General features: G+C 73.3%; 28 protein-coding genes and 2 pseudogenes. 13 read left to right on the top strand and 17 right to left on the bottom strand.

Annotation, left to right across the window (positions count from 1 at the left end):
- Positions 1-11: 11 nt before the first annotated feature.
- Both ACIOC0_RS30600 and ACIOC0_RS30595 read left to right on the top strand, forming a co-directional pair.
- Positions 12-644, top strand: coding sequence for a TetR/AcrR family transcriptional regulator (locus ACIOC0_RS30600; protein WP_402158974.1), 633 nt, complete (start codon positions 12-14; stop codon positions 642-644).
- Positions 645-778: 134 nt separating this feature from the next.
- The gene (locus ACIOC0_RS30595) at positions 779-1,504 is read left to right on the top strand and encodes a DUF2470 domain-containing protein (protein WP_402158973.1); all 726 of its coding nucleotides are present in this window, start codon (positions 779-781) and stop codon (positions 1,502-1,504) included.
- A gap of 52 nt (positions 1,505-1,556) precedes the next feature.
- Here the strand turns inward: ACIOC0_RS30595 and ACIOC0_RS30590 are convergent, their stop codons facing one another.
- The 3 genes and pseudogenes from ACIOC0_RS30590 to ACIOC0_RS30580 all read right to left on the bottom strand — a co-directional run.
- Complete coding sequence (locus tag ACIOC0_RS30590; protein WP_402158972.1) at positions 1,557-2,852, bottom strand: aromatic acid exporter family protein; 1,296 nt, start codon at positions 2,850-2,852, stop codon at positions 1,557-1,559.
- 96 nt (positions 2,853-2,948) lie between these two features.
- Positions 2,949-3,443 (bottom strand): FBP domain-containing protein, encoded by a 495-nt coding sequence (locus tag ACIOC0_RS30585; protein ID WP_402158971.1) that lies wholly within the window; start codon positions 3,441-3,443, stop codon positions 2,949-2,951.
- Between the two features lie 109 nt (positions 3,444-3,552).
- A pseudogene (locus tag ACIOC0_RS30580) lies at positions 3,553-3,765 on the bottom strand (diguanylate cyclase); the annotation flags it as partial.
- On the opposite strand from ACIOC0_RS30580, the pseudogene ACIOC0_RS30575 reads away from it, so the two are divergent.
- From ACIOC0_RS30575 to ACIOC0_RS30565, 3 genes and pseudogenes are all read left to right on the top strand, one after another.
- Positions 3,761-4,039: pseudogene (locus tag ACIOC0_RS30575) on the top strand (hypothetical protein); the annotation flags it as partial. The pseudogenes ACIOC0_RS30580 and ACIOC0_RS30575 overlap by 5 nt on opposite strands.
- Positions 4,040-4,061: 22 nt before the next feature.
- Entirely contained in the window at positions 4,062-5,018 is a 957-nt protein-coding gene (locus ACIOC0_RS30570; RefSeq protein WP_402158970.1) for a phosphotransferase family protein, read from the top strand.
- 59 nt (positions 5,019-5,077) lie between these two features.
- Positions 5,078-5,335 carry a hypothetical protein gene (locus tag ACIOC0_RS30565; protein ID WP_402158969.1) on the top strand — a complete coding sequence of 86 codons (258 nt, stop codon included), beginning with the start codon at positions 5,078-5,080 and terminating at the stop codon, positions 5,333-5,335.
- A 73-nt stretch (positions 5,336-5,408) separates the two neighbouring features.
- Here ACIOC0_RS30565 and ACIOC0_RS30560 read toward each other — a convergent pair whose 3' ends face one another.
- From ACIOC0_RS30560 to ACIOC0_RS30545, 4 genes are all read right to left on the bottom strand, one after another.
- A complete protein-coding gene (locus tag ACIOC0_RS30560) occupies positions 5,409-6,428 on the bottom strand; it encodes an SDR family oxidoreductase (protein ID WP_402159076.1) in 1,020 nt (339 codons plus the stop codon).
- Positions 6,429-6,772: 344 nt separating this feature from the next.
- Entirely contained in the window at positions 6,773-7,975 is a 1,203-nt protein-coding gene (locus tag ACIOC0_RS30555; protein ID WP_402158968.1) for an aromatic acid exporter family protein, read from the bottom strand.
- Positions 7,972-8,628, bottom strand: coding sequence for an HAD family hydrolase (locus ACIOC0_RS30550; protein WP_402158967.1), 657 nt, complete (start codon positions 8,626-8,628; stop codon positions 7,972-7,974). Before ACIOC0_RS30550 ends, ACIOC0_RS30555 begins: the two co-directional genes overlap by 4 nt.
- A gap of 165 nt (positions 8,629-8,793) precedes the next feature.
- A complete protein-coding gene (locus ACIOC0_RS30545; protein ID WP_402158966.1) occupies positions 8,794-9,831 on the bottom strand; it encodes a PHP domain-containing protein in 1,038 nt (345 codons plus the stop codon).
- 154 nt (positions 9,832-9,985) lie between these two features.
- Between ACIOC0_RS30545 and ACIOC0_RS30540 the strand changes: the two genes are divergently transcribed.
- The 3 genes from ACIOC0_RS30540 to ACIOC0_RS30530 all read left to right on the top strand — a co-directional run bounded on the left by ACIOC0_RS30540 (position 9,986) and on the right by ACIOC0_RS30530 (position 12,189).
- Positions 9,986-10,795, top strand: a complete 810-nt coding sequence (locus ACIOC0_RS30540) for an SDR family oxidoreductase (RefSeq protein ID WP_402158965.1) — start codon at positions 9,986-9,988, stop codon at positions 10,793-10,795.
- An 85-nt stretch (positions 10,796-10,880) separates the two neighbouring features.
- Positions 10,881-11,897 carry a DNA topoisomerase IB gene (locus ACIOC0_RS30535; RefSeq protein ID WP_402158964.1) on the top strand — a complete coding sequence of 339 codons (1,017 nt, stop codon included), beginning with the start codon at positions 10,881-10,883 and terminating at the stop codon, positions 11,895-11,897.
- A gap of 55 nt (positions 11,898-11,952) precedes the next feature.
- Complete coding sequence (locus tag ACIOC0_RS30530) at positions 11,953-12,189, top strand: hypothetical protein (RefSeq protein WP_402158963.1); 237 nt, start codon at positions 11,953-11,955, stop codon at positions 12,187-12,189.
- A 21-nt stretch (positions 12,190-12,210) separates the two neighbouring features.
- Here ACIOC0_RS30530 and ACIOC0_RS30525 read toward each other — a convergent pair whose 3' ends face one another.
- Positions 12,211-12,846 carry a VanZ family protein gene (locus ACIOC0_RS30525; protein WP_402158962.1) on the bottom strand — a complete coding sequence of 212 codons (636 nt, stop codon included), beginning with the start codon at positions 12,844-12,846 and terminating at the stop codon, positions 12,211-12,213.
- An 83-nt stretch (positions 12,847-12,929) separates the two neighbouring features.
- Positions 12,930-13,592, bottom strand: a complete 663-nt coding sequence (locus ACIOC0_RS30520; protein ID WP_352247458.1) for a DUF4230 domain-containing protein — start codon at positions 13,590-13,592, stop codon at positions 12,930-12,932.
- Between the two features lie 248 nt (positions 13,593-13,840).
- On the opposite strand from ACIOC0_RS30520, the gene ACIOC0_RS30515 reads away from it, so the two are divergent.
- The gene (locus ACIOC0_RS30515; protein WP_402158961.1) at positions 13,841-14,791 is read left to right on the top strand and encodes a ribose-phosphate diphosphokinase; all 951 of its coding nucleotides are present in this window, start codon (positions 13,841-13,843) and stop codon (positions 14,789-14,791) included.
- 57 nt (positions 14,792-14,848) lie between these two features.
- On the opposite strand, the gene ACIOC0_RS30510 is transcribed toward ACIOC0_RS30515, so the two are convergent.
- Both ACIOC0_RS30510 and ACIOC0_RS30505 read right to left on the bottom strand, forming a co-directional pair.
- Positions 14,849-15,229 carry an anti-sigma factor antagonist gene (locus tag ACIOC0_RS30510; protein ID WP_402158960.1) on the bottom strand — a complete coding sequence of 127 codons (381 nt, stop codon included), beginning with the start codon at positions 15,227-15,229 and terminating at the stop codon, positions 14,849-14,851.
- Positions 15,230-15,453: 224 nt separating this feature from the next.
- Entirely contained in the window at positions 15,454-15,891 is a 438-nt protein-coding gene (locus tag ACIOC0_RS30505) for a MarR family winged helix-turn-helix transcriptional regulator (RefSeq protein WP_402158959.1), read from the bottom strand.
- 104 nt (positions 15,892-15,995) lie between these two features.
- Here ACIOC0_RS30505 and ACIOC0_RS30500 point away from each other — a divergent pair, with 104 nt between their 5' ends.
- Both ACIOC0_RS30500 and ACIOC0_RS30495 read left to right on the top strand, forming a co-directional pair.
- Positions 15,996-17,450, top strand: coding sequence for an aldehyde dehydrogenase family protein (locus tag ACIOC0_RS30500; protein ID WP_402158958.1), 1,455 nt, complete (start codon positions 15,996-15,998; stop codon positions 17,448-17,450).
- A gap of 38 nt (positions 17,451-17,488) precedes the next feature.
- Positions 17,489-18,604, top strand: coding sequence for an NAD(P)-dependent alcohol dehydrogenase (locus ACIOC0_RS30495; protein ID WP_402158957.1), 1,116 nt, complete (start codon positions 17,489-17,491; stop codon positions 18,602-18,604).
- Positions 18,605-18,616: 12 nt separating this feature from the next.
- Here ACIOC0_RS30495 and ACIOC0_RS30490 read toward each other — a convergent pair whose 3' ends face one another.
- Positions 18,617-19,180, bottom strand: coding sequence for a TetR/AcrR family transcriptional regulator (locus ACIOC0_RS30490; protein WP_402158956.1), 564 nt, complete (start codon positions 19,178-19,180; stop codon positions 18,617-18,619).
- A complete protein-coding gene (locus ACIOC0_RS30485; protein ID WP_402158955.1) occupies positions 19,177-19,539 on the bottom strand; it encodes a DUF1304 domain-containing protein in 363 nt (120 codons plus the stop codon). Before ACIOC0_RS30485 ends, ACIOC0_RS30490 begins: the two co-directional genes overlap by 4 nt.
- A gap of 175 nt (positions 19,540-19,714) precedes the next feature.
- On the opposite strand from ACIOC0_RS30485, the gene ACIOC0_RS30480 reads away from it, so the two are divergent.
- A complete protein-coding gene (locus ACIOC0_RS30480) occupies positions 19,715-20,107 on the top strand; it encodes a VOC family protein (RefSeq protein ID WP_402158954.1) in 393 nt (130 codons plus the stop codon).
- Between the two features lie 74 nt (positions 20,108-20,181).
- Here the strand turns inward: ACIOC0_RS30480 and ACIOC0_RS30475 are convergent, their stop codons facing one another.
- Both ACIOC0_RS30475 and ACIOC0_RS30470 read right to left on the bottom strand, forming a co-directional pair.
- Entirely contained in the window at positions 20,182-20,478 is a 297-nt protein-coding gene (locus ACIOC0_RS30475; RefSeq protein WP_351099883.1) for a DUF4235 domain-containing protein, read from the bottom strand.
- A gap of 56 nt (positions 20,479-20,534) precedes the next feature.
- A complete protein-coding gene (locus ACIOC0_RS30470; protein WP_402158953.1) occupies positions 20,535-21,554 on the bottom strand; it encodes a glutathione S-transferase family protein in 1,020 nt (339 codons plus the stop codon).
- A gap of 287 nt (positions 21,555-21,841) precedes the next feature.
- On the opposite strand from ACIOC0_RS30470, the gene ACIOC0_RS30465 reads away from it, so the two are divergent.
- Positions 21,842-22,759 carry a cation diffusion facilitator family transporter gene (locus ACIOC0_RS30465; RefSeq protein WP_402159075.1) on the top strand — a complete coding sequence of 306 codons (918 nt, stop codon included), beginning with the start codon at positions 21,842-21,844 and terminating at the stop codon, positions 22,757-22,759.
- Between the two features lie 56 nt (positions 22,760-22,815).
- Here the strand turns inward: ACIOC0_RS30465 and ACIOC0_RS30460 are convergent, their stop codons facing one another.
- Positions 22,816-23,265 carry a nitroreductase family deazaflavin-dependent oxidoreductase gene (locus tag ACIOC0_RS30460; protein ID WP_402158952.1) on the bottom strand — a complete coding sequence of 150 codons (450 nt, stop codon included), beginning with the start codon at positions 23,263-23,265 and terminating at the stop codon, positions 22,816-22,818.
- A gap of 138 nt (positions 23,266-23,403) precedes the next feature.
- A complete protein-coding gene (locus ACIOC0_RS30455) occupies positions 23,404-24,024 on the bottom strand; it encodes a LysE family transporter (protein WP_402158951.1) in 621 nt (206 codons plus the stop codon).
- Between the last annotated feature and the right edge of the window lie 349 nt (positions 24,025-24,373).

The raw sequence follows: 24,373 nt of genomic DNA, 5'->3' as shown, positions 1-24,373 counted from the left end.
AAGGTGCGGACATGGCCGCCAACCAGGGGCAGCGCGCACGGCGTCGGCTCAGCACCGAGGAGCGCAGGGAACAGCTCCTGTCGGTCGGCGCGCGCCTGTTCTCGGAGAACCCCTACGACGAGGTGTGGATCGAGCAGGTCGCCGAGATCGCCGGGGTCTCCCGGGGCCTGCTCTACCACTACTTCCCGACCAAGCGGGACTTCTTCGCGGCGGTCGTGGAGCGGGAGAGCGAGCGCATGCTGCGTCTGACGGCGGCGGTGCCCGGCGTCCCCGTCCGCGAGCAGCTGACCGCCGGCCTCGACGCCTACCTGGAGTACGTCCGCGCCCACGCCCACGGCTACCGTGCCTTCCATCGCGCGGACGCGGCGGGCGACCTGGCGGTGCGCCGCGTCTACCGGCGCGCCCTGGCCGCGCAGGAGGAGCAGATCCTGACGGCGCTCGCCGCCGACCCCGAGTTCGGGCCGCTCTTCGGGGAGCGTCCGGACGTACGGCTGGCGGTGCGGGGCTGGCTCGCCTTCATCACGGCGGTGTGCCTGGAGTGGCTGCGCGGGGAATCGCAGGGACCGTCGCCCTCCCTGTCACCCTCGCGTGAGCAGGTACGGGATCTGTGCGCGCGGGCGCTGCTCGGCGTCATCGCAGACTGACATCGCCGACTGAACCGCGGGGCCGGCCGTCGTAGGCCCTGAGGAGAGCCTGAAGCGGGCTTCCCGGCCGGCCCTGGTTGGCGTACGCCCGGATCTCCGATAACTTAGGCAAGCCTTACCTGAGGAGGTTCGGGATGAGTGACAGCCACGGCTGGGCCGCGGCGCCCGCCACGGCCGAGCGGGCCCGGTCGGTGCTCGCCGCCTCGTGGTCCTGCACGGTGACAGCGGACGGCGGACGCGAGGAGTTCGTCGGCGCGCACACCGTCGAGGAGGACGGACGGGTCCTGCTGCGGGCGCCCGAGGACAGCGCCCTGCTCACGGCGGCGATCTGCGCGCCGCGCGGTGAGCCGTCCGCCGTGCTGGAGTTCGCCGACGTCGCACCCGTCCCCGTCCGCAGCCGCATTCGCGCCCGGCTCTGGCTGGCCGGCTGGTTCACCCCCGACGGCGACCGGCTCGCCTTCCGCGCCACCCGCGTCGTGCTGAAGCAGCCCTCCGGGGCCGTCGTCGTCGACCTCGACGAGTTCGCCGCGGCCGCGCCCGACCCGCTCGCCACCGCCGAGTCCCATCTGCTCACGCATCTCGCGGACGCCCATCCGGACGCCGTCCGACGGCTCACCCGGCTCGTCCGCAGCGAGAGCCTGCACGGCGTCGTGCGCGTCCAGCCGCTCGCCGTCGACCGGCACGGACTGACGCTGCGCATCGAGCGGACCGGCGCCCACGGCGACGTACGACTGCCTTTCCACGCGCCCGCCGACGACGTCGGACAGCTCACGGAGCGCATGCACGCCCTGCTCGGCCAGGCCGCCGCGGCCGCCTGCCCGCGCGCCCTGCAGCGGCAGCGCACCGACGGCGACCGCTGACGCGACCGGCTCACCCCGCCAGGGGCGGCCACCGCGTCCGGCAGGGCGCCGGTCACCCGCGGCGCTGCGCCGCGTCCGTCCGGGCGCGCCGCAGACGGCCGGGGACGCGCAGGAAGCGGTGCAGCCGCTCCTGGGCCCGGTACAGCCACGGCATGCGTCCGCGCTGCTCGCGGGTGGCGCGGTCGAGTTCCTCCAGCAGTCGGCGGGAGCGGTGCTCGGTGTCCAGCTCGTCGAGGATGCGGTTCACCTCGGTCAGCACCGCGCCGTGCAGATGCCACTGCCGGGCGTCCCGCTGGAGCTGCTCGAACAGGAGCTGGGCCAGCTTGTCGCGGGTGGTGGCGGCCTGCCGCAGCTCGGCCGTCAGACGTTCCTCGGCGGCGTCCGCGTTCGCACTGACCTGGGTGGTGACCAGCACTGCGAAGCTGACCACGGCGTCGGCGACCTCCGACAGCAGCCGCTCCAGTGTGGCGCCCGTCTCGGCCGGGAAGAGCGGCTCCGGCTCCGCGTCCGGCGCGGTGAAGGGGTCGGGCTCGCGTTCCTTGGCCAGGTCGGTGAGGGTGCGGGCGAGCACCCGCAGCACGACGGTGCAGATCTCCAGCGTGTCCAGGCCCGTGCGCAGCACCACCCGGTGCAGCACGCCCTCCCGCACGCGCGGGTTCAGCCGCAGACTGTCCTCGGCCTGCCGCAGGGCCGCGTCCACCTCGACGATCTCGTGGTCGAGCCGGCGCGCCTCGTGCAGCCGGGCGGCGGCCTCCTCGGCGGGCGTGCGGCCGGCGGCCTGCTCTCCGACACGCAGCATCAACTGCCGTACGCGGCGCGCCAATCCCTCGATCGACTCGCCGGCCTCCTCCACCCACACCGGGGGCGGCAGCAGGAGGTTGATCGCGAGGCCGACGACGGCGCCGATCAGCGTCTCCAGCACCCGCGCCCACGCCGTGTTCCCGATGGTGGTCACGCCCAGCACCAGCATGGCGCTGATCGCCACCTCCTGGACGTACTCCTCGACCCGCACCAGATGCCCGACGGCCAGCGAGGCCACGATCACCAGCGCGAGGCTCCACCAGGTCAGACCGACCAGCAGGCTGAACGCGATGGCCACCAGCACGCCGGCCACCACCGCGTTGACGCGCCGCACCCCGTTGGTGAGCGTCGCGAACAGGGTGACCTGGACGACGAGCAGCGCCGTGAGCGGCGCGGTGAGAGGGGCCGGCTCCGGACTCAGCCGGAGTGCGATGACATAGGCGATCGTCGCCGCGGCGGCCGACCGCACGGCCCTGACGACCACGGGTTCCCGATGGCGCTTGACGAACCGTACGAGCGGCGCGGTGCGCTCACGTACTTCTTCCATCCTTTGGCCAGTTCCCGTTCCTCACGGACCTCGAACGTCCCTTCGGCAACCTGATGGGACGGGTGGCCGACGGGATCAGGCCGCGGGTGCCGGACGTCAGACGTCCAGCTTGTCGAGGAAGGCGGAGAGGTTCGCGGTGGTGCGCGCGATCTGCTCCTCCAGAGTGAGGCTCTCCTCGAACCGGCGGCCGCCGTCCGGGACCCGCTTGCCCCGTACGTAGAGGGAGCAGGCCAGGTCGGTGCACATGTACAGGCCCACCGAGTTGCCTTCGCGGCCCGCGGAGCCGGCCTTGCGCGCGGTCATCAGCGAGACGCCGCCGCCGGGGTGGGTGGTCATGCACAGCGAACACATGCTGCGGTGCAGGAAGCCGCGCTGGGAGGCCGGGAAGCGCATCGTGAGGCCGACGAGCCGCCCGCGCCGCTCGGTGACCAGATAACTCCGGTCGGGAGCGCCGGGATCACGCCACCCCAGGAAGTCCAGATCCTCCCACGGCCGCTCCCCGAGATCCCGCGGCACAGCCAGCCGCTTGGCCTCCCCTTTGGAGCAGTTGACGAACGAGTCACGGATGTCACGCTCGCTGAGCGACTTCATGGGAGGAGCCTCCTGGACGCCGGAACACCGGCGATCGATACCGTCCTGGCCTAGGGGGGCTAGGTTTAATGGAAGCATATGTAGGTCAGGGGCGAGAGGACCAGCGAATTTACGTAACCCCATGCCCTCGGTGGTCGCCCTCCGTCGGTTCCGTGGCTGCGGCCGGGGGCCGGACGCCCGGGGTCAGTACGCCCAGCGCGTAGGCGCGGGCGACCAGTTCCGTTCGGTTCGCCGCGTTCCAGCGCAGGTGGTAGGTCACGCCGTCCGGGGTGAGCCCGGTGTCCCGGGCGGCCCGGGCGGTCGTCGCGCCGCCGGCGAGCAGGGGCCCCGCGTTCAGCGCGGCACCGGAGAACGGCGCGCTGTTCGTCCAGCACCGCATCGCCGCCGAGGGCGACGAGGTGTGGCAGCTCCTCACCGCCGGGGCGCGGGTGTACGTGTGCGGCGACGGGACCCGGATGGCGCCCGGCGTGCGCGAGGCGTTCCGTACCCTGTACCGGGACCGCACGCCCGGCGCCGACGACCCGGCGGCCGGGGCATGGCTGGACGAGCTGATCGCGAACGGCCGGTACGTCGAGGACGTGTACGCCGCCGGCTGACACACGGGACGGGGTGGGGCGAGTGACGGACTCCTGGGAACGCGCCCTGCACTGCCTCGAGGCGGTCGGCATCCCGTCCGGCCGCCTCGCCCGCGTCCGCCCGCTCGACGGCGGCACCTACAACACCGTCGAGGAGCTCCGCCTCACGGACGGCACCCGGTACGTCCTCAAGGTCGCACCCACCGCGGCGGGCCTGCGCCACGAGCGCGAACTGCTCGTCTCCGAGGCCGAGTTCTATCGTGCTGCGGCCCGGGCCGGCGTGGCGGCGCCCCGGGTGGTGACGCTCGACGGGCCGCACCTGCTGATGACCGCCTGCCCCGGCACCCCCTGGGACGAAGACCTCACGGCGGCCCAACGGGGACACCTTCGGGCCGAGTTGGGCCGTCAGGTGGCCCGCCTGCACGAGGTCGTCGGCCCCGGCTTCGGATACCCGTCCCAGGCCCTCGGGCCGCTCGCCCCCGACTGGCGCACCGCGTTCACCGCGATGCTCGACGCCGTCCTCGCCGACGCCCGCGACCACCGCGCCCGGCTGCCGCGCCCCGCCGACGAGATCGCCGACGTGCTGCGGACCGCGTACGACGCGCTGGACGAGGTCGTCTCGCCCCGCGCGGTCCACTTCGACCTGTGGTCGGGGAACATCCTGGTGGACCGCTCGGCGGGGGAGCCGCGCATCGGGGGCCTGATCGACGGCGAGCGCATGTTCTGGGGCGACCCGCTCGCCGACTTCGTCTCCCTGGCGCTGCTCGGCGACATACGCGACGACGAGTCCTTCCTCGCCGGCTACCGCGAGGCGGGCGGACGCGCCGTGTTCGACCGGCCCGCGTGTCTGCGGCTCGCCCTGTATCGCGCGTACCTCTATCTGATCATGCTCACGGAGACCGTGCCCCGGGCGGTCGACGAGGGCCGCGACCGGTGGACCCAGGAGACCGTGGCCCCCCAGCTCCTCGCGGCCCTGCGGAAGATCGGGAGCGCGCGCTGAGGGTTTCGGGGGTCGGAGCGGAGGTACTCGCGGAGGGATCCACACGTGAGGAGGACGCAGTGGCCGACCACCGCCTCGAAGGACCCGGCGAGAACGGCGCACCCGTGCCGCGCGACCTGCCCGACCAGCAGGCCACGGCCGGCGAAGACCCCTGGGACGTCGCATCCGCCCGCTCGGACGGGAAGGTGGACAGCGCGCCGGAGGATGAGCCCGCCGACGTCCCCGACACGGACGAAGCGGGCACCGGACCCCAGGGCGCCCCGAAATCGGCAACGGTCCATCCGGAACACCCCGTTCCGGAGGAACCGGCCGACTGAGTCACGCGCTCACGCCGACGGACTGCCGCCCACCCGCTTCGAAGCGGGTGGGCGGCAGTCCGTCGGCGTGACGTCATCCCACCTTCCTCCCCCGCAGCGGCTCCGTCTCCTCGCCCGCACCGGCGCGCATGCCGAGGACGAACTCCTCCAGCACCTCCGTCGCCGTGTGCTGCGGACGCCAGCCGAGCTCCACGCGGGCTCGGGTGCAGTCCATCAGGGGGAGGCGCAGGACCGCGTCGAACAGGTGCGGGGACGCGGGCAGCAGGTGCAGGTTCCACGCCGCGGCGATGGCCGAGCGGGCCGCCGTGCGGGGCAGCCGCACCGTACGGGCGTCGAACATCTGGCCGAGGAGTTCCGCGTCGACCGGCGGATCGGCGGCCAGGTTGAACGCCCCGCGCACCTCGGTGAGCACTGCGAGCCGGTACGCCTCGGCCGCGTCGTCCGTGTGCAGGGCCTGGACCCGCAGGCCCGGCACGTCGGGCAGGAACGGCACCAGCTCGGGGCGCGCGATCGACCCCGGCAGGAAGCGACCGCCGAAGATGCGGCGCTGCTCGCTGGCCGACTCGCGTTTGAGGAGGAACGCCGGGCGCATCCGCACCACCCGCACGTCCGGGCGGTCGCGCTCGAAGGTGTCCAGAGCCCGTTCCAGATAGGCCTTCTCACGGCAGTACGCGGCGTCCGGCCAGCCGTGCGTGGGCCAGGACTCGTCCACCGCCCGGTCCTTGGGGCCCGGCGAGTACGCGCCGACCGACGACGCGTGCACCAGGACGGGCACCCCGGCCGCCGCCACCGCCTCGAAGACCCGCATGCTGCCCAGGACGTTCGTCCGCCACGTCAGCGCCGGATCGTGCGTCGGCTGGAAGGCCCAGGCCAGATGCACCACCGCGTCCGCGCCCTGGAACACCTCGGCCAGGGCGCCCGAGTCGACCTCGCCGGAGCCCAGGTCGACCGTCGCCCACCGCGTCTTCGGCGGCGCCTGGTCGGGAACGCGCCGGGCCACCCCCACCACCGACGCGACCTGCGGATCCTGTGCCAGGTGCCGCACCACGCTCGTGCCGACGTTGCCCGTCGCGCCCGTGACGACGACCTTCATGCCAGACCCGTCGCTCACCGTCGTCTCCTCTCGCCCGCGTCGCTCGACCGGAGCGCCCGGCCGACTGGAGCGACCCGAGTACCCACGCCTGGACGGGCCAAGAGACGGGCCGGGAATGCAGAGGCCCCGACCGGGACGGGGGAATCACGGTCGGGGCGGTCCGAAGGTGGGTGCGGACGGCGGTCGCCTCTCGGCGAAAGGCTCCACAGGGCTTCAGCCGAACGATCGTCCCTGTGGGCGGATGGTGAGGCCCGGGGACACTGTCCCGTCCGCACCCACGGTCGGTTCAACGGGCGACCCGGCGCCGGTGTTCCCCGGATCATCCGCGTTCGTGGTGATCCGCGTCACTCGCGCAGATGCTCCTCCCGGGACCCCGGCAGCGCCTCCGCCCACAGGTTCTCCGCCTGGAGCAGCAGCGACCCCAGCACGGCCGTGTGCGCCGCGCCCTGCCCGGCGTGGTCGCGCAGCGCCTCCTGAAGCTGCCCGCGCAGCTCCGCCATCTCCGCGTCGCGGTCCTCCGCGCTGTCGCCGTTCGGCGGGCCCTCGCCCAGCAGCCGTCGCGCCTCGTTCTCGCACGCGTCGCCGATCAGCTCCAGCAGCCGGGAGTACACCCGCAGCGCCGCCGCCTCGGGCGGAGCCGGCGCCCGGTCGTCGTCGGCCGCGACGGCCAGGGTGCGGGTGAGGGCGATGACATGGTCCGTGACCCGTTCCCAGCGGGCGTCCTCCGCCTCAGGGGGCACGTTCAGCGGCACCCGGTGCAGCACCCGCAGCGGCCCGCCGGTCAGCCGCAGGCTCTCCCGGCACCAGCCGCGCGCCGCCCGCAGCCCGTCCCGGCGCCGCTCCAGCCGGGAGGCCGCGCTGGACCAGCGGGCGGCCGTCGACTCGTCCCAGTCGCCGTCGCGCAGCCCCTCGGCCACCGAACGCAGCACCTCGCCCGCCTCGTGCGGCAGGCACGCCAGGTTCTCGCGCACGTCCCGCAGGTGCACCGGCGGCAGCACGAAGGCGTTCACCGCGACCCCGATCAGCGCGCCGATCGCCGCCTGCTCCACCCGGTGGCCCACCGCCGACACGGACACCGCGCCGGAGGCCACCGTGAACACCGCCGTCGTCGCCGCGTAGATGCCCTGGTCGCCGAAGCGCGGCCAGTGCGACAGCAGCATCAACAACGGCACCGACAGCGCGAGCGCGCCCAGTGTGTCGTCGGTCAGGGCCTGCGCCCCGGAGGCGAGCAGCGTGCCCGTGCAGATCGCCGCGAGCTGCTGGGCGGCCTGCCGCATCGAGCCGTACACCGTGGTCTGCACCAGCACGATGGCCACCCAGGGTGCCATCAGCGCCATCGGGTCGCCCAGCCAGTCGCCCGCCACCAGCCAGGCGATCACCGCGGCCAGCGCCGCCTTGAGGGCCTGCACGATCAGGTCGCGTTCGCGTCCCGGGCCGCCCCAGGCCGCCTTCACCGCCCGGCGTGCGCCGCGGGCCTCACGGCGTGCGGACTCACCCCAACGTGTCACGGGTACGTCCGTCCCGTGTGTCGTGACCCGTATGCTCATGCCAGCGGACTGTCCGCCAGCGAGGCCAGCAGCTGCTCGGGGTCGGCGTAGACCGCCTGTGCGCCGGCCTCCTCCAGGTCCGCGCGCGGGATGCCCCCGCACAGCACGCCCACGCAGGTCACGCCGGCCTTGCTGCCCGCCCGCATGTCCCACACGGTGTCGCCGACGAGCACCGCCCGCTCGGCGGGCACCCCGACCAGCTCCAGCGCGTGCTCGATGGGCTCAGGGGCCGGCTTGCCCTCCTCGACGTCGTCCGCGCTCGCCGTGGCGGCGATCGCCTCGTCGGCGTCGATGGCGCGGCGCAGCGCCGACAGCTCGGCCCCGCTCGCCGAGGTGGCGAGGACGACCGTCCAGCCGTCGCCGTGCAGCCGCTTCAGCAGCGCCCCCGCGTCCTTCAGCGCGGGCAGCCGGTCGAAGTACTGCGCGTAGAGAGCCTTGTGGGCGGCGCTCAGCTCGTCGGCCTCGCCTTCGTCGCGGCCGTCGCCGAGCAGATGGGCGACGAGGTCGGCGGACCCGAGCCCGATGGCCCGGTGCACGGCGTGCATGGGCACCCGGTGCCCGGCCTGGCGAAAGGCCTCCCACCAGGTGACGACGTGCAGGTGATTGGTGTCGACGAGGGTGCCGTCGACGTCGAAGACGGCGGCGCGTTCCATCCGTGGTCCTTTCTGCGGCGGGCTCCAGCCGGAGCCGTCGGCCCGGGTACCCAGCACATCCCGCGTCAAGCGCACCCCGTACCCGTTCCGTGCCTGTTCCGTGCCTGGTCGGTGCACGTTCGCGGCGGCCCGCGCTCCCCGGTTCGGACGATGGCCGTCCGGGTCTCAGGCGCCGGCCGCTCCCGGCGGCGGGCGGCCCTCCCGCGTCCAGGTCAGCAGGGCGTCCAGCGGCCAGGTCGTCACCACGCGCTCCGGGGGCACCTCGCACTCCTCCGCCCGCGCGCAGCCGAGGATCTGCCAGTCCAGCTGGCCGGGGGCGTGGGCGTCGGTGTCGATGGACAGGAGCGCGCCCGACGCGACGGCGCGGCGCAGCAGACGGCGGGGCGGGTCGAGGCGCTCGGGACGGCTGTTGATCTCCACGGCCGTGTTCGACTCGGCGCACGCGGCGAACACCTCGTCCGCGTCGAACTGCGACTCCGGCCGGCCCCGCCCCGTCACCAGCCGCCCGGTGCAGTGACCCAGCACGTCCGCGTGCGGATCGCGGACCGCGTTCACCATCCGCCGGGTCATCGCACGGGACTCCATGCGCAGCTTGGAGTGCACGGACACCACGACCACGTCGAGTCGCTCCAGCAGCTCCGGTTCCTGGTCGAGCGAGCCGTCGTCGAGGATGTCGCACTCGATGCCGGTCAGCAGCCGGAACGGCGCCCACGTCGCGTTCAGCTCCTCGACCACGTCCAGCTGGCGGCGCAGCCGCTCCGGCGACAGCCCGCGCGCCACCGTCAGGCGCGGCGAGTGGTCGGTCAGCACCGCCCACTCGTGCCCCAGCTCGGCCGCCGCCCGCCCCATCTCCTCGATCGGGCTGCCGCCGTCGGACCAGTCGGAATGCAGATGGCAGTCGCCGCGCAGCAGCGCCCGCAGCCGCGATCCGCCGTCCGTGAGCGGCCCGCCGACCTCGCCCTCCAGCCGCTCCAGATAGGCCGGCGTCCGCCCGTCGAGCGCCTCGCGCACCACCTGCGCGGTCTTCGGGCCGACGCCCTTGAGCTGCTCCAGCGTCCCCGCGCCCGCGCGTCGCTCGACCTCCCCGGCGGGCAGCCGCCGCAGCGCTCCGGCCGCGCCGCGGAAGGCCCGCACCCGGTACGTCGGCGCGAGGGACCGCTCCAGCAGGAAGGCGATCCGCTCCAGAGCATCGACGGGATCCATCGCCACCTCCGCACTCCCGGCTTCCCCGGCAGTCCCCAGACTTGCGCGACTCGGTCCGGCCCGCACCGCGGGCCCCGGCGGTTTGTCCCGTACGCACCCGGGTACTGCGGCCCCCCAGCCCCGACGCCCGCGCGCGATCCCGAGGAGGCCGCCGATGACCGCTCCGACCGCACCGCGCCCCAGGGTGGCCCTGGTCACCGGCGCCGACTCCGGCATCGGCCGGGCCACCGCCGTACGCCTCGCCGAGGCCGGGATGGACGTCGGCATCACCTGGCACACCGACCTCAAGGGCGCCGAGGAGACCGCCGAGGAGGTGCGGGCGCACGGCAGGCGGGCGGTGGTCGCCCAGCTGGACCTGACCCGGCTGCCCACCGCGGCCGGCACCGTCGACGAGCTGTGCGACCGGCTCGGCCGGGTCGACGTGCTCGTCAACAACGCCGGCACCGGCACCATGACCCCGTTCCTCGACCTCGAACTCGACGACGTCCGCCGGGTGCTGGACGTCGACCTGGTCGGGCCGTTCCTGTGCGGGCAGAAGGCGGCGCGGCACATGATCCGGCAGGGGGACGGCGGCCGGATCGTCAACGTCACCTCCGTCCACGAGCACCAGCCCCGGGTGGGCGCGGCCCCCTACTGCGCCGCCAAGGGCGGGCTCGGACTGCTCACCCAGGTGATGGCGCTGGAGCTGGCCGAGTTCGGCATCACCGTCAACGCGGTCGCGCCCGGCGAGATCGCCACACCGATGACCGGGCAGAAGGACGCCGACGTGCACGCCGTCGACCGCCCCGGCGTCCCGCTGGGCCGTCCCGGCGACGCCCGGGAGGTCGCCGCCGTCATCGCCTTCCTGGCCGGGCCCGACGCCTCCTACGTCACCGGCGCCTCGTGGAGCGTGGACGGCGGCATGCTGCGGATGGGGCCGCAGGCGGGGTCCCATCTGGAGAGCGACGCATGGCGCCGCCCCTGAGCCGCGACCCCGGGGAGCCTCGCCGGGCAGCGCAGAGCGCGCCGGGAAGCGTCCGGGGCGCCGCGAGGAGAACGCGAGAACGCCGATGAGACTGCGTACGAGCCACTGGGACCGGCCCGGCTTCGGCAGGGTCCGCTGCGGTCGCGGCTTCCGCTACCGGGACCAGCGCGGCGATCCCCTCACCGACCCCGGGCACCTGGAGCGGATCCGCGCCCTGACCATCCCGCCCGCCTGGCGCGACGTGTGGATCTGCCCCTGGCCCGACGGCCACCTCCAGGCCGTCGGCACCGACGCCGCAGGCCGCCGTCAGTACCTGTACCACGAGGTGTTCCGCGCCCGGCAGGAGCAGGCCAAGCACGAGCACGTCCGCCAGGTCGCCCACGCCCTGCCCGAGCTGCGCGCACAGGTCCGCGCCGACCTCACCGGGCGAGGCCTGAGCCGGGCCCGGGTCACCGCCTGCGCCGTGCGCCTGCTCGACCTCGGCTTCTTCCGCATCGGCAGCGACCGGCACACCCGCGCCAGCGAGACGTACGGCCTGACGACGATGCTGTGCGAGCACGTCACCTGCGGCCACGGCGAGCTGGCGTTCTGCTTCCCCGCCAAGGGAGGCGCCGAGGTGGTCCGCGCCCTGGTGGACGACCAGGCGCACGCCGTGGTCCGCGCGCTGCTGCGCCGCCGACGCGGCGGGGACCGGCTGCTGGCCTTCTACGAGGGCGGCGGCTGGCACGACCTGCACGGCGGCGACCTCAACGAGGCGCTGCGGCGGCTGGCCGGCACCGAGATCACCGCCAAGGACTTCCGCACCTGGCACGCCACCGTGCTCGCCGCGGTCGCCCTCTCGGTCACCACGGGGGAGGCCCGCGCCACCGCCGCCGCCCGCCGGCGGCAGACCGCGCGGGCCGTGCGGGAGGTCAGCCGGTACCTCGGCAACACCCCCGCGGTGTGCCGGGCCTCCTACATCGACCCGCGCGTCTTCGAGCTCTTCGACGAGGGCCGTACCGTCGCCCCGTCGCTCACCCGGCTGGGCGAGCACGGGGACTTCGGACGGCCGGCGACGCAGGGAGGGGCCGAGGCGGCGGTGCCGGAGCTGCTCGAAGCGTGAACCGGAGCGTGATCCAACACCTCACGCCGGTCGGTGTCGCTCTACTCTCGATGTCATGACCGAAAGTGCGAGCCCTTACATCTCCCACCCGCGGGTGACGGTGCTCGGAGTGCAGCCGGGCACGTCGCCGTTCCGCATCGTGGAAATCGACGGCGAGGTGGTCGGTGAGGCGAGGAACGTCACCGACGTCCTGCAGACAGCCGCCGCATTCGGCATCACGGTCCACGACCTGGACGACCCGGACGTGGTGCGCTGGGTCGGCGGCGACCGCTACACCTGGTCGCCGCGCTGAGCCCGCCCGCCGCCGCGGGCGTCAGGCGCGCCGCACGCGCGCGTGCACGGCCCGGCTCATCCGACGGCCGATGAGCAGGTAGCCGATCAGGGCGCCGGTCGTGTTGAGGATGACGTCGTCGATGTCGAAGGCGCGTCCGGTCACCAGCGCGCCCTGCGCGCACTCCACGAGCAGCATCACCGTCGCCGTCAGCAGCAGCACGCGGAGCACACCGCGCGTCTGCGGCGCGACCACCGGCACCAGCACGCCGAACGGCACGCCCAGCAGCAGGTTCCCGCCGATCTGCTTCACCGCGTCGCGCAGTTCCGGCTGGTCCAGGTAGGCGCGCAGGGAGCGCCCCGGTTTCATGTTGGTGTGGATGAGCGCCTCGGAGGCGGGGGAGGGCTCCAGGGTGAGGCGGGCGAGCACGACCGCGAAGCCCACCATGAACGCGAAGGCGGCGAGCATGGCCAGGGCCCGCAGCGGGAGCGGCAGCGGCCGGCGCTCGGGCCGGGACCGCCGCCCGGTCGTCCGCTCCTGCCGCTCCGTCCGTTGCGTCGGCTCCTGACGCGCCGGGGGCGCCGCTGTCGCCGGTTTCGCGGATCCGGCGGTGCGCAGGCGGAACATGCTCCGCGCGCGCACGGCGGCGGTCCGCGGAGATAGAGCTGCCCGTGCCATGCGGTCCTCCAGTCTTCAACTTCGCTGCGTGATAACGCGGTTACCCGCGAACGATCCGAGAATGCCGCCGGTCCCGCCCCAAGTCAGGCGCCGTAGGAGACGCGCACCTCCTTGAAGCCGAGGGAGCGCAGCAGGCCCTGGAGCATGTCGGTGGTGTTGGCCTCGGCGCGCGCGGTCAGCCCGCTGTCCTTCGCCGCGTCGCCGATGTGCTTGACCGCCAGTTTCTGCACGGCCTGCTCGCCGTTGGGGTTGTCCGAGAACAGATCGCCCAGGCGGTCGAGGAGACCGCGCTGCTTGGACACCGCGTAGGAGCGGTCGGGGTCGAGGGCCGGGGTGCCCAGCCGCGCGTGCGGCAGCCGGAGCGTCGCCGACGTGCGGTCCTCGTCGACCGTCACGTCCTTGTCGCCGACCTGGCCGAGGTCGACGTAGGCGTCCACGGTGCCCGCCCCGACGTACAGGGTGCGGGTGCCGCGGACCGCGTCGGGCAGGAACTTCGCGTCCTTCTCCAGGTCCACCACGACCTGGAAGTTGCCCGAGGCGGCCTCGTAGCGGCTCATGTCCTGGATGGACTGGAGCAGGGCGGGGCCCGTGCGGTCCCGGGTCTCGGTGCCGAAGAAGTCCCGCAGTCCCGGCAGCAGGCTCAGCCGGATCCCGGCGAACATCACGGCGAGCACGACCACGACGGCCGTCAGCGCCTTCGCCCAGCCGGGCATGCGCCGGGGAGCGCTCTTGATGGAAGTCGTCATGTCGACGCTCCTCCTTCCTGCTCACCGGATGCCCGCCGATCCCCGTGTCAGACCGCGTTGTTGAGGAGCTGTGACGAAGGGGGGAGGCGTACGGCGGGCGAGCGGGCCCTGAGGGAGTCCGCGCGGCGCCCGTCCGGGAGGTGTCCCGCCTCACGGGACGGTGAGGATGACGGGGCGGGGAAGATCCGTCAGCATGTGAGATCGGAGCAGGAGAGCCCGCCGGACCGAGGTCATGCGAGGAGCCGATCGTGCGAGACATCTCCGTGTTCAGCGGCAGTGCCCATCCCGAGCTGGCCGCCGAGGTCTGCGCCCATCTCGGCGTCCCCCTGAGCCCCACCCGGGTGAGCCGGTTCGCCAACGACTGCCTGGAGGTCCAGCTCCAGGCCAACTGCCGGGAGCGGGACGTCTTCCTGGTCCAGCCCCTGGTCAGGCCCGTGCAGGAGCATCTGGTGGAGCTGCTGCTGATGTGCGACGCGGCCCGTGGCGCGTCCGCAGGCCGGATCACCGTGGTGATGCCGCACTACTCCTACGCCCGCTCCGACAAGAAGGACGCGCCCCGTATCTCGCTGGGCGGGCGGCTGGTCGCCGACCTGATGGCCGCCGCCGGCGTCCACCGCGTCCTCGCCATGACGCTGCACGCCCCGCAGGTGCACGGCTTCTTCTCGATGCCGGTCGACCATCTGCACGCCCGACGTGAGCTGGCCGCCCACTTCCGCCGCCACGACCTCTCCCGCACCACCGTCGTCTCGCCCGACCTGGGCAACGCCAAGGAGGCCGCCGCCTTCGCCCGGATGATCGGCGCCCAGGTGGCGGCCGGCGCCAAGCAGCGCTATCCGGACGACCGGGTCAGCATCAATTCCGTGATCGGGGAGGTCGCGGGGCGGGACGTGATCGTCCTGGACGACGAGATCGCCAAGGGCAGCACCGTGCTGGAACTGCTGGACCGGCTGAGGGAGCTGGGGTCGCGGTCGGTCCGCGTGGCCTGTACGCACGGCCTGTTCGCGGCCGGCGCGCTCAAGCGGCTCAGCGAGCAGCCCGACGTGCTGGAGATCGTGTGCACGAACACCGTGCCGGTGCCGTCCGAGGAGCACACGGACAAGCTGCGGATCCTGTCCATCGCGCCGGCGCTCGCGGAGGCCGTGCGCCGCATCCACAACGGGGAGTCGGTCAGCGCCCTGTTCGAGGGGCCGCGGGACTGACGGGCGGGGGCGCGTTCGAGGGGGCCCGGGAGGGCATGCCGAGGGTGGTCCGCAGGGTCATAACGAACCCGAGGCGGCCCCGGGCCGTTCCAGGGCGGCGTCCAGGGTCGGCGCGGGGGGCAGCAGCCGGGACAGGCCGGTGGCCCGCAGGACGCGCAGGGTCAGCGGATGGGCGCAGACGAGGTGCAGATGCCCGCCGCGGTCCACGACCCGGCCGCGGGCGCGGTAGAGCAGGCGCAGTCCGGAGCAGTCGAAGAACTCGATCCCGCTCAGGTCGATCACGACCCGGGGGGCGGGTGACGCCGTGGCGGCGTCGAGGTGCGGGCCGATCTCGGTCGCGGCGAGGAGGTCGATCTCTCCCCGGAACTCCAGCACCGTGTACCCCCGGTCCTCACGGACGCGCAGATGCGGGGTGTCCGCGGTGGGTTCCTGCTGCACGACGACATCGCCTCCAACACCGCGCTCCACCGGTCGGGAGCCTCCAACGGCGGGGGAGCGCACAGCAGTTCCCCGCCCCAGCAAGTTACCCCCGATGGAGTGAATTCCAGCATGTTCGATTGACATATGTCTTTGAATTGCAACCGACTCTGCGCATATTTGGTCACACCGTGAGCGAAGATGGTCGGAAAGGGGGCGTACGCGGGCGCGCGGCGTACGACGTGCTACGACAGGGCCTGCCACGCCTTGGACAGTGCCAGCCGGAATTGCTCGCCCTGGTGCGCCGTGAGGTCACGCACCATCCGCTCCTCCAGCTCCCGCACCGGCCCCTCGTACCGTGCGAGCAGCGCCCGGCCCTCCTCGGTGAGCAGGATCAGCAGCTCCCGGCGGTTGCGCGGGTTGCGCTCGCGGCGCACCAGGCCCCGGCCCTCCAGGGAGCGCACCAGGTCGGCGATGGACTGGGCGGTCACGAAGGAGTCCCGCGCCAGTTGTGCCGCCGACAGTCCGTCGTGCCGCTCCAGCACGGTCAGCGCGGTGTACTGCAACGCCGTGATCCCGGACGGCCTGACCAGCTCGTCCAGGTGGGAGCGCACGACGAGCTCCACCTGCTTCACCATGTAGAGAAGGGACGGGGATGTCTTGGTCGCCCGGATGCCGGCCATGAGGAGGAGCCTAGAGCATTGACAGGAATCCTGTCTGTGAAGAGACTGCGAACCAACAGGAATCCTGTTACTTGAAAACTTGGCGACGATGCTGAGGAGCGGCGATGACCACCTTCGAGATCGACCCCGGCCGGCTCTTCATCGGCGGACGGTGGCGCGAGGCCGCCGACGGAGCGCGCACCGAGGTGGTCGACCCGTCCCGCGGCGCCGTCGTGACCACCGTCGCCGAGGCGGGCGCCGCCGACGTCGACGCCGCCGTGCGCGCGGCCCGCGAGGCCTTCGACGACGGGCACTGGTCCGGGCTCAGCGGCCGGGAGCGCGGGCGCGTGCTGTACCGCGTGGCGGAACTGATCCGCGCCGAGGCCGACGAGCTCGCCCGGCTGGAGAGCCTCGACGTCGGCAAGCCGGTCACCCTGGCCCACGCGGTCGACGTCACCAACGCCGCGAACGACTACGAGTACTACGCCTCCCTCGCCTTCGCGCTGGACGGCGCCACTCGCGACGTACCGTTCAACGCGCACGCGTACACCAAGCGCGGCCCCCTCGGGGTGGTCGCCGCGATCACCCCGTTCAACTTCCCGCTGATCCTGGCCGGGTCCAAGCTCGCCCCCGCCCTCGCCGCCGGCAACACGGTCGTCCACAAGCCCGCCGACGAGACCCCGCTCAGCGCCCTGTACATGGCCGGGCTGCTCCAGCGCGCCGGCGTCCCCGACGGAGTGGTCAACGTGGTCACCGGCGCCGGCCCGGTCGCCGGCGAGGCCCTGCTGCGCCACCCCGGCGTCGACAAGATCGCCTTCACGGGCTCCACCGCGGTCGGCCGGCACGCCGCGAGCGTCGCCGGCGAGTCCCTCAAGCCCGTCACCATGGAACTCGGCGGCAACGCCGCGCACATCGTGTTCGAGGACGCCGACCTGGAGAACGCCGTCGGCGCGATCATCAAGGGCTTCGTCTTCAACACCGGCCAGTTCTGCATGGGCGGCCCGCGTCTGCTCGTGGCCCGCCCGGTCCACGCCACCCTGCTGAGCATCCTCGCCGAGGCCGTCCCCGGCGTCCCGGTGGGTGATCCGCGGAAGCCGGAGACCGTGGTCGGCCCGATGGCGGGGGAGAGGCACCTGCACAAGGTGGAAAGGTACGTCGCCCTCGCCCGCGAGGAGGGCGGCCGCATCGTCTGCGGCGGTGAGCGGCTCGACCTCGACGGCGGCTACTACTACAAGCCGACCGTCATCGCCGACCTGCCGGGCGACTCCCGGGTCGTCCAGGAGGAGATCTTCGGCCCGGTCCTCACCGTCCAGCCCTTCGACACCGAGGACGAGGCCGTCGCGCTCGCCAACTCCACGCCGTACGGGCTCGCTTCGGGCGTGCAGACCAGCAACCTGGCGCGCGCCCACCGGGTCGCCGACCGGCTCCAGGCCGGCATCGTCTGGGTCAACGACTGGGCGATGCTCGACCCCGCCGTCCCCTTCGGCGGCGTCAAGGACTCCGGTTTCGGACGCGAGTACGGCCCCGAGGCGCTCGCCTCCTACACCAAGGTCAAGTCCGTCGTCGTCTCACTGGGCTGACCTCGCCGACGGCTGTATGAATCAAGGGAGTTCGCACGATGCCCCTCACCACCCGCGCCGCCGTCGTCGAGTCCGGCGGCGCGCCCTTCACCCTCTGCGACGTCGTCCTCGACGACCCCGGACCGCACGAGGCGGTGGTCCGTCTGGTGGCCGCCGGCCTGTGCCACACCGACCTCGGCGTGGCGAGCGGCGGATTGCCCTTCCCGCTGCCCGGGGTCCTCGGCCACGAGGGCGCCGGCGTGGTGGAGGCGGTCGGTGCGGCCGTCACCCGGGTGGCCCCCGGCGACCATGTCGTGCTGTCCTTCACCTCCTGCGGCGACTGCCGCAACTGCCATGGCGGGCATCCGGCCTACTGCTCCGCCTGGCTGCCGCTGAACCTCCTCGGCGGCCGCCGCGCGGACGGCAGCAGCACCCTCGGCCGGCACGGCGAACCCCTCGGCGGCCACTTCTTCGGCCAGTCCTCCTTCGCCGAACGGGCGTTGGCCGACGAGCGCAGCCTCGTCAAGGTCGACCGCGACGTGCCGCTGACGTCGATCGCCCCGCTCGGCTGCGGAGTTCAGACCGGAGTCGGCGCGGTCTGGAACGTGCTGCGGCCGGCCGCCGGCGACACGGTCGTCGTCCTCGGCGCCGGCGCGGTCGGCCTGTCGGCGGTCATGGCGGCGGCGCTCTCCCCGGCCACCACCGTCGTCGCCGTCGACCGGATAGCCGAACGCCTGCGACTCGCCCAGGAGTTGGGCGCCACCCACACAGTGGACTCCGGGTTGGCCGACCTCGCGGAGTCGATCGCCGGGATCACCGGCGGCCGGGGCGCGGACGGCGTGGTCGAGACGACCGGCAACGTCGGCATGCTCCGCCGGGGCGTGGACACGCTCGCCGCCCGCGGCGCCCTGGTCGTCGTCGGCGCCCCGCCGTTCGGCACCGAAGTCGCCCTCGACGTCAACGGGTTGCTCGGCGGCAAGCGCGTAGTCGGTCTCACCCTCGGCGACAGCGAGACTCAGACGTTCATCCCGGCTCTCGTCGAACTGGTCAAGACGGGCCGGCTTCCGCTGCACCGTCTGATCGGCACCTACGCGTTCGAGGACATCGGCCGGGCGGTGCGGGACATGACCGAGGGCAAGACCATCAAGCCGGTCCTGACCTTCACAAGCCCCTGAACCGCGGCCGAGTCAGCGGCTGGCGTGCAGGGCCACCAGCAACTGCCACACCTGGTCGGCGATCTCCGCGGGCCCGGCCTCCAGGAGGCCGTGGAGCCAGTCCGCCAGCACGCCGGCGAAGGTTGCCGCCACGGCGGAGGCGACCAGCGGCGCGTCCGCCGCTCCCGCCCGCTGCCGCTCCCGCAGGCTGTACTCCCGCAGGTCCCGGTGCAGCACCAGACCGAGCGGCCCGCCGCCCCCCGGGGACAACAGGGCGCGGTACAGCGCGGCGTGCGGGGTGAGCGCGGCGAAGAACTCCGCCAGCGCCGCCGGGGCCCGCGCCGGGTCGGGCCGCCCCTGCCAGGAGTGCAGCGCCTCCACGGCCTCGCGGACGACGTCGGCGCAGGCGTCGACCGCGAGCGCCTCCAGGTCGGCGTAGTGCACGTAGAAGGTGGCGCGGCCCACCCCCGCCCGCCGCACCAGTGCGGCCACCCCCACCTCCGCCAGCGGGCGCCGCGCGCACTCCGCCAGCAGTGCGGCGCGCAGCCTGGACCGCGTGCGGGCGGCCCGCGGGTCCTCGGGCTCGCCGCGGGTCATCGAGCGACGAGGACGGCGGCCAGGGCGAGGGCGCCGGGCAGCGCCTGCGCGACCAGGATGCGGCGGTTCGCCGTGGCAGCGCCGTAGACGCCCGCCACGATCACGCAGGAGAGGAAGAACACCTGAGCGCCGAAGCCGGTCGGGTCGGCGGCGATCAGCCCCCAGACCAGGCCCGCACCGAGGAACCCGTTGTAGAGGCCCTGGTTGGCGGCCATCGGGGCAGTGGCCCGGGCCATCTCCGCGTCGAACCCGTGCAGCGCCCGCCCCGGCTTCTTCTGCCACAGGAACATCTCCATCACCAGGATGTAGAAGTGCAGCGCGGCGACCAGCCCGACCAGCACCTGCGCAACGGTTTCCATCGTTCTCCTCGTCTCCGACGCGTTCACCACTCCTGGACAGGTGTCCACGATAACTGGACAACTGTCCAGGAAACCCGGCGGGGACGAGTGACGTGCACGACACGGGGGTGCGGGGTATCCGGGGTTGCGGGGGGCGGGTCCGGACCGTCCCCGGTCCGATACCTGCGGAGGAGACATGGCACTGGTGAAAGCGGGGGTCGTGGTGCTCGACTGCGCCGAGCCCGAGAAACTCGCCGAGTTCTACAAGGGGCTGCTGGACGCGGAGGACACCGACGTCACCGCCAACCGCGTGGAGATCCGGGGCGCCGAGGGCACCCGGCTCGCCTTCCGCCGCGACGTCAACGCGACCCCGCCCAGCTGGCCCCGCCCCGAGAACTCCCTCCAGGCGCACCTGGACTTCCTCGTCGACGACCTCGACGAGGCGGAGCGCAAGGTCGTCGGGCTCGGCGGCCGCCCGCTGGACGCCAAGGGCGCGCCGGGCCCGTACGAGGAGCGCGGCTACGCCGACCCGGCGGGACACTCCTTCACCCTGCGCCGGGTGCCCTCCACGGCCCCCAAACAGGGCTGAGGCGGTCCGCCCGGAACCTTCCGGGGCGGACCGCCTCACGATCACGCGGTGTCAGGGAAGCGGGCCGGGCGGCCTCAGTCGCGGCCGCCCTTGTCCTTCGCCGGCCACACGCCCGTGGACCGTTCGATGGCCTTCGCGCCGGTGCGGTCGGCGGCGCTGCGCACCGCGGCGAAGATCGCGCCCTGGATCGCCGCGGCGAGCAGGACCTCCCCCCAGCCGCGGTCCTGGTCCAGGGCGTCGGGGGCGTCGTCCTCGTGCCGGATCGCCTTCCAGACCTTGCGGAAGGCCAGCCCCGCCAGGGCGCCGCTCGCCCAGCCGACCACGAAACCGACGGGCTGGTAGACGAGGGGGAGTTTCTGTTTCTTGCTCACGTGTGCCTCCTTGTGCTTGTGCCTTGGGCTGAGGGAGTGGGGGAGGGGCCGGCGGGTCAGGGCCTGCCCTGCGCCGGCACCTCCTCGCCGGCGCGCACCGGTCCGGGCGGCGTTCCCTCCCCGAACGGGCGCCCGCCCAGCTCCTGACGGTGATGCGGGGTGAGCCAGCCGGACAGGTCCGGGCCGAGCGGCACGATCCGGGTCGGGTTGATCCCGGTGTGCACCTGGTAGTAGTGCCGCTTGATGTGGTCGAAGTCGACGGTGTCGCCGAACCCCGGCGTCTGGAACAGGTCCCGGGCGTACGCCCACAGGACCTGGTTCTCCGTCAGTTTCCAGCGGTTGCACTTGAAGTGACCGTGGTACACCGCGTCGAACCGCACCAGCGTGGTGAACAGCCGTATGTCCGCCTCCGTGATCGTTTCCCCCACGAGGTACCGCTGCCCGGCGAGCCGCGACGCAATCAGGTCCAGCCGCCGGAACACACCGGCGCACGCCTCCTCGTACTCGGCCTGCCCGGTCGCGAAGCCCGCCCGGTACACCCCGTTGTTGACGTCCTCGTACACCTCGGCCATGACCGCGTCGATCTCGTCGCGCCGCGCCGCGGGGTAGAGGTCGGGTGCGCCCGGCCGGTGCAGGGCGGTCCACTCGGTGGCGAGGTCCAGGGTGATGCGCTGGTAGTCGTTGGTGACCAGCCGCCCGCTCGGCACGTCCACGACCGCCGGCACGCTCACCCCGCCCGGCGCGTCGGGCTCCCGCTTCTCGTAGGCCTCGCTGAGGTGACGTATGCCGAGGACGGGGTCGCGGCCGTCGGGGTCCAGGGTGAACCGCCAGCTGCGGTCGTCCTGGATCGGGTCGGCGATCGCCAGGGACAGCGCGTCCTCCAGGCCCAGCAGCCGCCGTGAGATCACCGCCCGGCTCGCCCACGGGCAGGCGCGGCTGACGACCAGGCGGTACCGGCCGGCCTCCACGGGCCAGCCGTCCCGGCCGTCCGCGGTGACGCGGTCCGCGAAGTGGCTCTTGGACCGGGTGAACGTCTTGCGCCCCAAGGCGCTGTTCCCGTCGCCCCCGCCGCTCATGGTTCCTCCAGTTCGTGGTGCGTGCGTGCCCTTCCAACGCGTTCCCCGTTTTCCGCCGACGGCACGGTGTGAGCCCGACCGGACGGGGCATCCGCCGTTGGGTGACTGGGACACCCTCCGAACACGACACACCACGGACAGCCCGCAAAGGGGAGAGCGAGAGCGGCGCGGCCACGAGCGGCGCGACGGCGAACGAGGCGGCGGAAAGGCCCGCGCAGGCAGCCGGCGAGACGGCGAGCGGCAGCACTCGGGCGGAGCAGGCCGCGGACCGCAGGACACGCGTCACGGTGCTGGTGGCCCTCGGGGCCAATCTGGTCATCGCGATCGCCAAGGCCGTGGGCGGTCTGCTCGCGGGCTCGCCGGCCCTGCTGTCGGAGGCGGCGCACTCCGTCGCCGACAGCCTGAACGAGGTCTTCCTGCTCGCCGCCCTGCGCCGCAGCCGCCGCCCGGCGGACCGGCGCCACCCCTTCGGCTACGGCAAGGAGCGCTTCTTCTGGTCGCTCCTCGCGGCCGTCGGCATCTTCGTCATGGGCGGCTGCTTCTCCTTCTACCAGGGCGTCGAAGCCCTCAGGACCGGCACGGAGGAGAAGTTCAGCGGCTATGTCGCGGGCCTGGCGGTGCTGGGCCTCGCCCTGCTCGCCGAGGGCGCCTCGCTGCTGCGGGCCCTGCACCAGGTGCGCCGCCAGGGCGGCAAGGCCGGGCTGCGCGACCCGGCGCTGCGCACGGTCGTCGCCGAGGACGGCACCGCGGTGCTCGGCGTCGTCCTGGCCGCGCTCGGCATGGTCCTGCACATGGTCACCGGGCAGGTCGTCTGGGAGGCCTGCGCCTCCCTCGCGATCGGCGTGCTGCTGGTGTTCGTCGCCTACCGCCTCGGCCGGGAGGCCCGCGACCAGCTGATCGGCGAGGCCGCCGACCCTCAGACCGGCGCCCGCATCTGCGCGCTGCTCCAGGCGCAGCCGGAGATCGACAGCGTCGAGGCGCTGTTCACCATGAAGACGGGGCTCGACTCCGCCCTGGTGGCGGCCCGCGTCGACCTGGCGCCGGGGCTGGACAGCGAGCAGGTGGAAGAGGTCGCCGTGCGCATCAAGAGGTCCATCGCCCATACGGTCCCGGAGGCTGACCAGATCTTCCTCGACGTGACCGACCGTCTCGCCCGTGAGGCAGCGGAAAGCCCCGCCGCGACGGGGGAACGCGGCGGGGCCTGACCTTCGCGTGCCCGCCCCGGACGCGTCCATGTGCGTCCAGGGCAGGTTTTCTCGAATCAGTGGCTGTCGGTCGGCTCCAGGACGAAGACGGGGATCTCCCGGTCCGTCTTCTCCTGGTAGTCGGCGTAGGGCGGATACGCGGCGACGGCCCGCTCCCACCACTGGGCCTTCTCCTCACCGGTGACCTCACGGGCCCTCATGTCCCGCTTGACGGGTCCGTCCTGGAGTTCCACCCGGGGATCGGCCTTGACGTTGTGGTACCAGACCGGGTGCCTGGGCGCGCCGCCGAGCGAGGCGACCACCGCGTAGCGCCCGTCGTGCTCGACCCGCATCAGCGGCGTCTTGCGGATCTTCCCGCTCTTCGAGCCCCGGGTGGTCAGCACGATCACGGGCCTCCCCGTGTCCTGCAGCGTGGTCCCCTCCGTGCCACCGGAGCTCTCGTACAGCTCCACCTGGTCGCGCACCCACTTCGTCGGGCTGGGCTCGTACTCGCCTTCGAGAGGCATGGCATCCGTCCCCTTCGCTCGCGTTCGGTCGTGTCGTCGTGCCGGCCGGCACAGCCGCCGGACCCGCACGCACCGCATCCCATCGCAACACCATTGACGCGGCGTTTCATCCGTACCGCGTCCGCGCGGGCTCACTCCTCACAGCATCCGCACCGCCAGCACCGTCATCACGGCGCTGGACGCCAGCGCCGTGGCCAGCCGGCCGCGCCGCCCCGTCAGCGCCCGGCCCAGCAGGGCGCCGCCGGCGGCGAGCAGCACCTGCCAGCTCGCGGACGCGACGAACGCGGCCAGCACGAACACGCCCTGCTCCAGCGGCCGAACGGCGTCCTGAGTGCCGGCGCCGAGGACCAGCGCGGTGAAGTAGACCACCGTGGTCGGGTTGAGGAGGGTGATGCCGAGCAGGCTCAGGAAGGCCCGGGCCGGGCTCGGCGGGGGCGGGTCCGCCCGGACGGCGAGACGGTGGGCACGGTAGCGGCGTGTCGCGGTCGCCGCGCTCCACGCCGCCAGCGCCAGCAGCACGACGGCCGACGCCCAGCGCAGCGGCGTCAGCACCGGCCGCAGCGCCACGGCGGCGGCGAAGCCGCCCACCGTGGCCAGCAGGGCGTAGATCCCGTCGGCGGCGGCGACGCCCAGCGCGGCGCACACCCCGGTGCGCAGGGAGGTCCGTGCGGTGAGGGAGACCAGGTACGTCCCGACCGCGCCGACGGGAACGGCGATGCCGTACCCCGCGACCAGGCCGGCGACGAGCGCGGCCGTCACGGGCGCGCGGGATCGGACCTCCGGGGACGCCCGGGCTGCTGCTGGGACCGCACCGGACGAACGGCGGCGGACGACAGCGGCAGAGGGGCTGAGAGCGAGAACATGGCCCGATGATGAGCCGGTCCGCGAACCGGCGGCAACCACTTTTCGTCCGTGGTCGTCGCCCCCTCGGTCCGTCGCGGCGGCAGAGGAAGCGACCCGAATGCGGACAAGCCGCGGACGACCCGTTGACGGTTCGTCAAGCCAGTTCGAACGCCGCGCGGACAGGAACAGTTGGGTCACTTGTTCTGCCTGGTCCGCCTGTGCAAAGGTGTGCCCTGTCGGCGCACGGAAGCGATTTCCCCACGTG

The organism is Streptomyces sp. NPDC088254, from assembly GCF_044740925.1.
Classification (GTDB): Bacteria; Actinomycetota; Actinomycetes; order Streptomycetales; family Streptomycetaceae; genus Streptomyces.
This window is presented reverse-complemented; position numbering and strand designations above follow the sequence as displayed.

What these genes read in the sequence shown, in the direction of transcription:
- ACIOC0_RS30535 (WP_402158964.1), top strand. Translation starts at nt 10,881, where the DNA reads ATGAGACTGCGTACGAGCCACTGGGACCGGCCCGGCTTCGGCAGGGTC.
- ACIOC0_RS30500 (WP_402158958.1), top strand. Translation starts at nt 15,996, where the DNA reads ATGACCACCTTCGAGATCGACCCCGGCCGGCTCTTCATCGGCGGACGG.
- ACIOC0_RS30595 (WP_402158973.1), top strand. Translation starts at nt 779, where the DNA reads ATGAGTGACAGCCACGGCTGGGCCGCGGCGCCCGCCACGGCCGAGCGG.
- ACIOC0_RS30525 (WP_402158962.1), bottom strand. Translation starts at nt 12,846, where the DNA reads ATGGCACGGGCAGCTCTATCTCCGCGGACCGCCGCCGTGCGCGCGCGG.
- ACIOC0_RS30485 (WP_402158955.1), bottom strand. Translation starts at nt 19,539, where the DNA reads ATGGAAACCGTTGCGCAGGTGCTGGTCGGGCTGGTCGCCGCGCTGCAC.
- ACIOC0_RS30555 (WP_402158968.1), bottom strand. Translation starts at nt 7,975, where the DNA reads ATGAGCATACGGGTCACGACACACGGGACGGACGTACCCGTGACACGT.
- ACIOC0_RS30550 (WP_402158967.1), bottom strand. Translation starts at nt 8,628, where the DNA reads ATGGAACGCGCCGCCGTCTTCGACGTCGACGGCACCCTCGTCGACACC.
- ACIOC0_RS30590 (WP_402158972.1), bottom strand. Translation starts at nt 2,852, where the DNA reads ATGGAAGAAGTACGTGAGCGCACCGCGCCGCTCGTACGGTTCGTCAAG.
- ACIOC0_RS30540 (WP_402158965.1), top strand. Translation starts at nt 9,986, where the DNA reads ATGACCGCTCCGACCGCACCGCGCCCCAGGGTGGCCCTGGTCACCGGC.
- ACIOC0_RS30520 (WP_352247458.1), bottom strand. Translation starts at nt 13,592, where the DNA reads ATGACGACTTCCATCAAGAGCGCTCCCCGGCGCATGCCCGGCTGGGCG.
- ACIOC0_RS30560 (WP_402159076.1), bottom strand. Translation starts at nt 6,428, where the DNA reads ATGAAGGTCGTCGTCACGGGCGCGACGGGCAACGTCGGCACGAGCGTG.
- ACIOC0_RS30470 (WP_402158953.1), bottom strand. Translation starts at nt 21,554, where the DNA reads ATGAGCGGCGGGGGCGACGGGAACAGCGCCTTGGGGCGCAAGACGTTC.
- ACIOC0_RS30585 (WP_402158971.1), bottom strand. Translation starts at nt 3,443, where the DNA reads ATGAAGTCGCTCAGCGAGCGTGACATCCGTGACTCGTTCGTCAACTGC.
- ACIOC0_RS30495 (WP_402158957.1), top strand. Translation starts at nt 17,489, where the DNA reads ATGCCCCTCACCACCCGCGCCGCCGTCGTCGAGTCCGGCGGCGCGCCC.
- ACIOC0_RS30505 (WP_402158959.1), bottom strand. Translation starts at nt 15,891, where the DNA reads ATGGCCGGCATCCGGGCGACCAAGACATCCCCGTCCCTTCTCTACATG.
- ACIOC0_RS30545 (WP_402158966.1), bottom strand. Translation starts at nt 9,831, where the DNA reads ATGGATCCCGTCGATGCTCTGGAGCGGATCGCCTTCCTGCTGGAGCGG.
- ACIOC0_RS30490 (WP_402158956.1), bottom strand. Translation starts at nt 19,180, where the DNA reads ATGACCCGCGGCGAGCCCGAGGACCCGCGGGCCGCCCGCACGCGGTCC.
- ACIOC0_RS30480 (WP_402158954.1), top strand. Translation starts at nt 19,715, where the DNA reads ATGGCACTGGTGAAAGCGGGGGTCGTGGTGCTCGACTGCGCCGAGCCC.
- ACIOC0_RS30530 (WP_402158963.1), top strand. Translation starts at nt 11,953, where the DNA reads ATGACCGAAAGTGCGAGCCCTTACATCTCCCACCCGCGGGTGACGGTG.
- ACIOC0_RS30600 (WP_402158974.1), top strand. Translation starts at nt 12, where the DNA reads ATGGCCGCCAACCAGGGGCAGCGCGCACGGCGTCGGCTCAGCACCGAG.
- ACIOC0_RS30460 (WP_402158952.1), bottom strand. Translation starts at nt 23,265, where the DNA reads ATGCCTCTCGAAGGCGAGTACGAGCCCAGCCCGACGAAGTGGGTGCGC.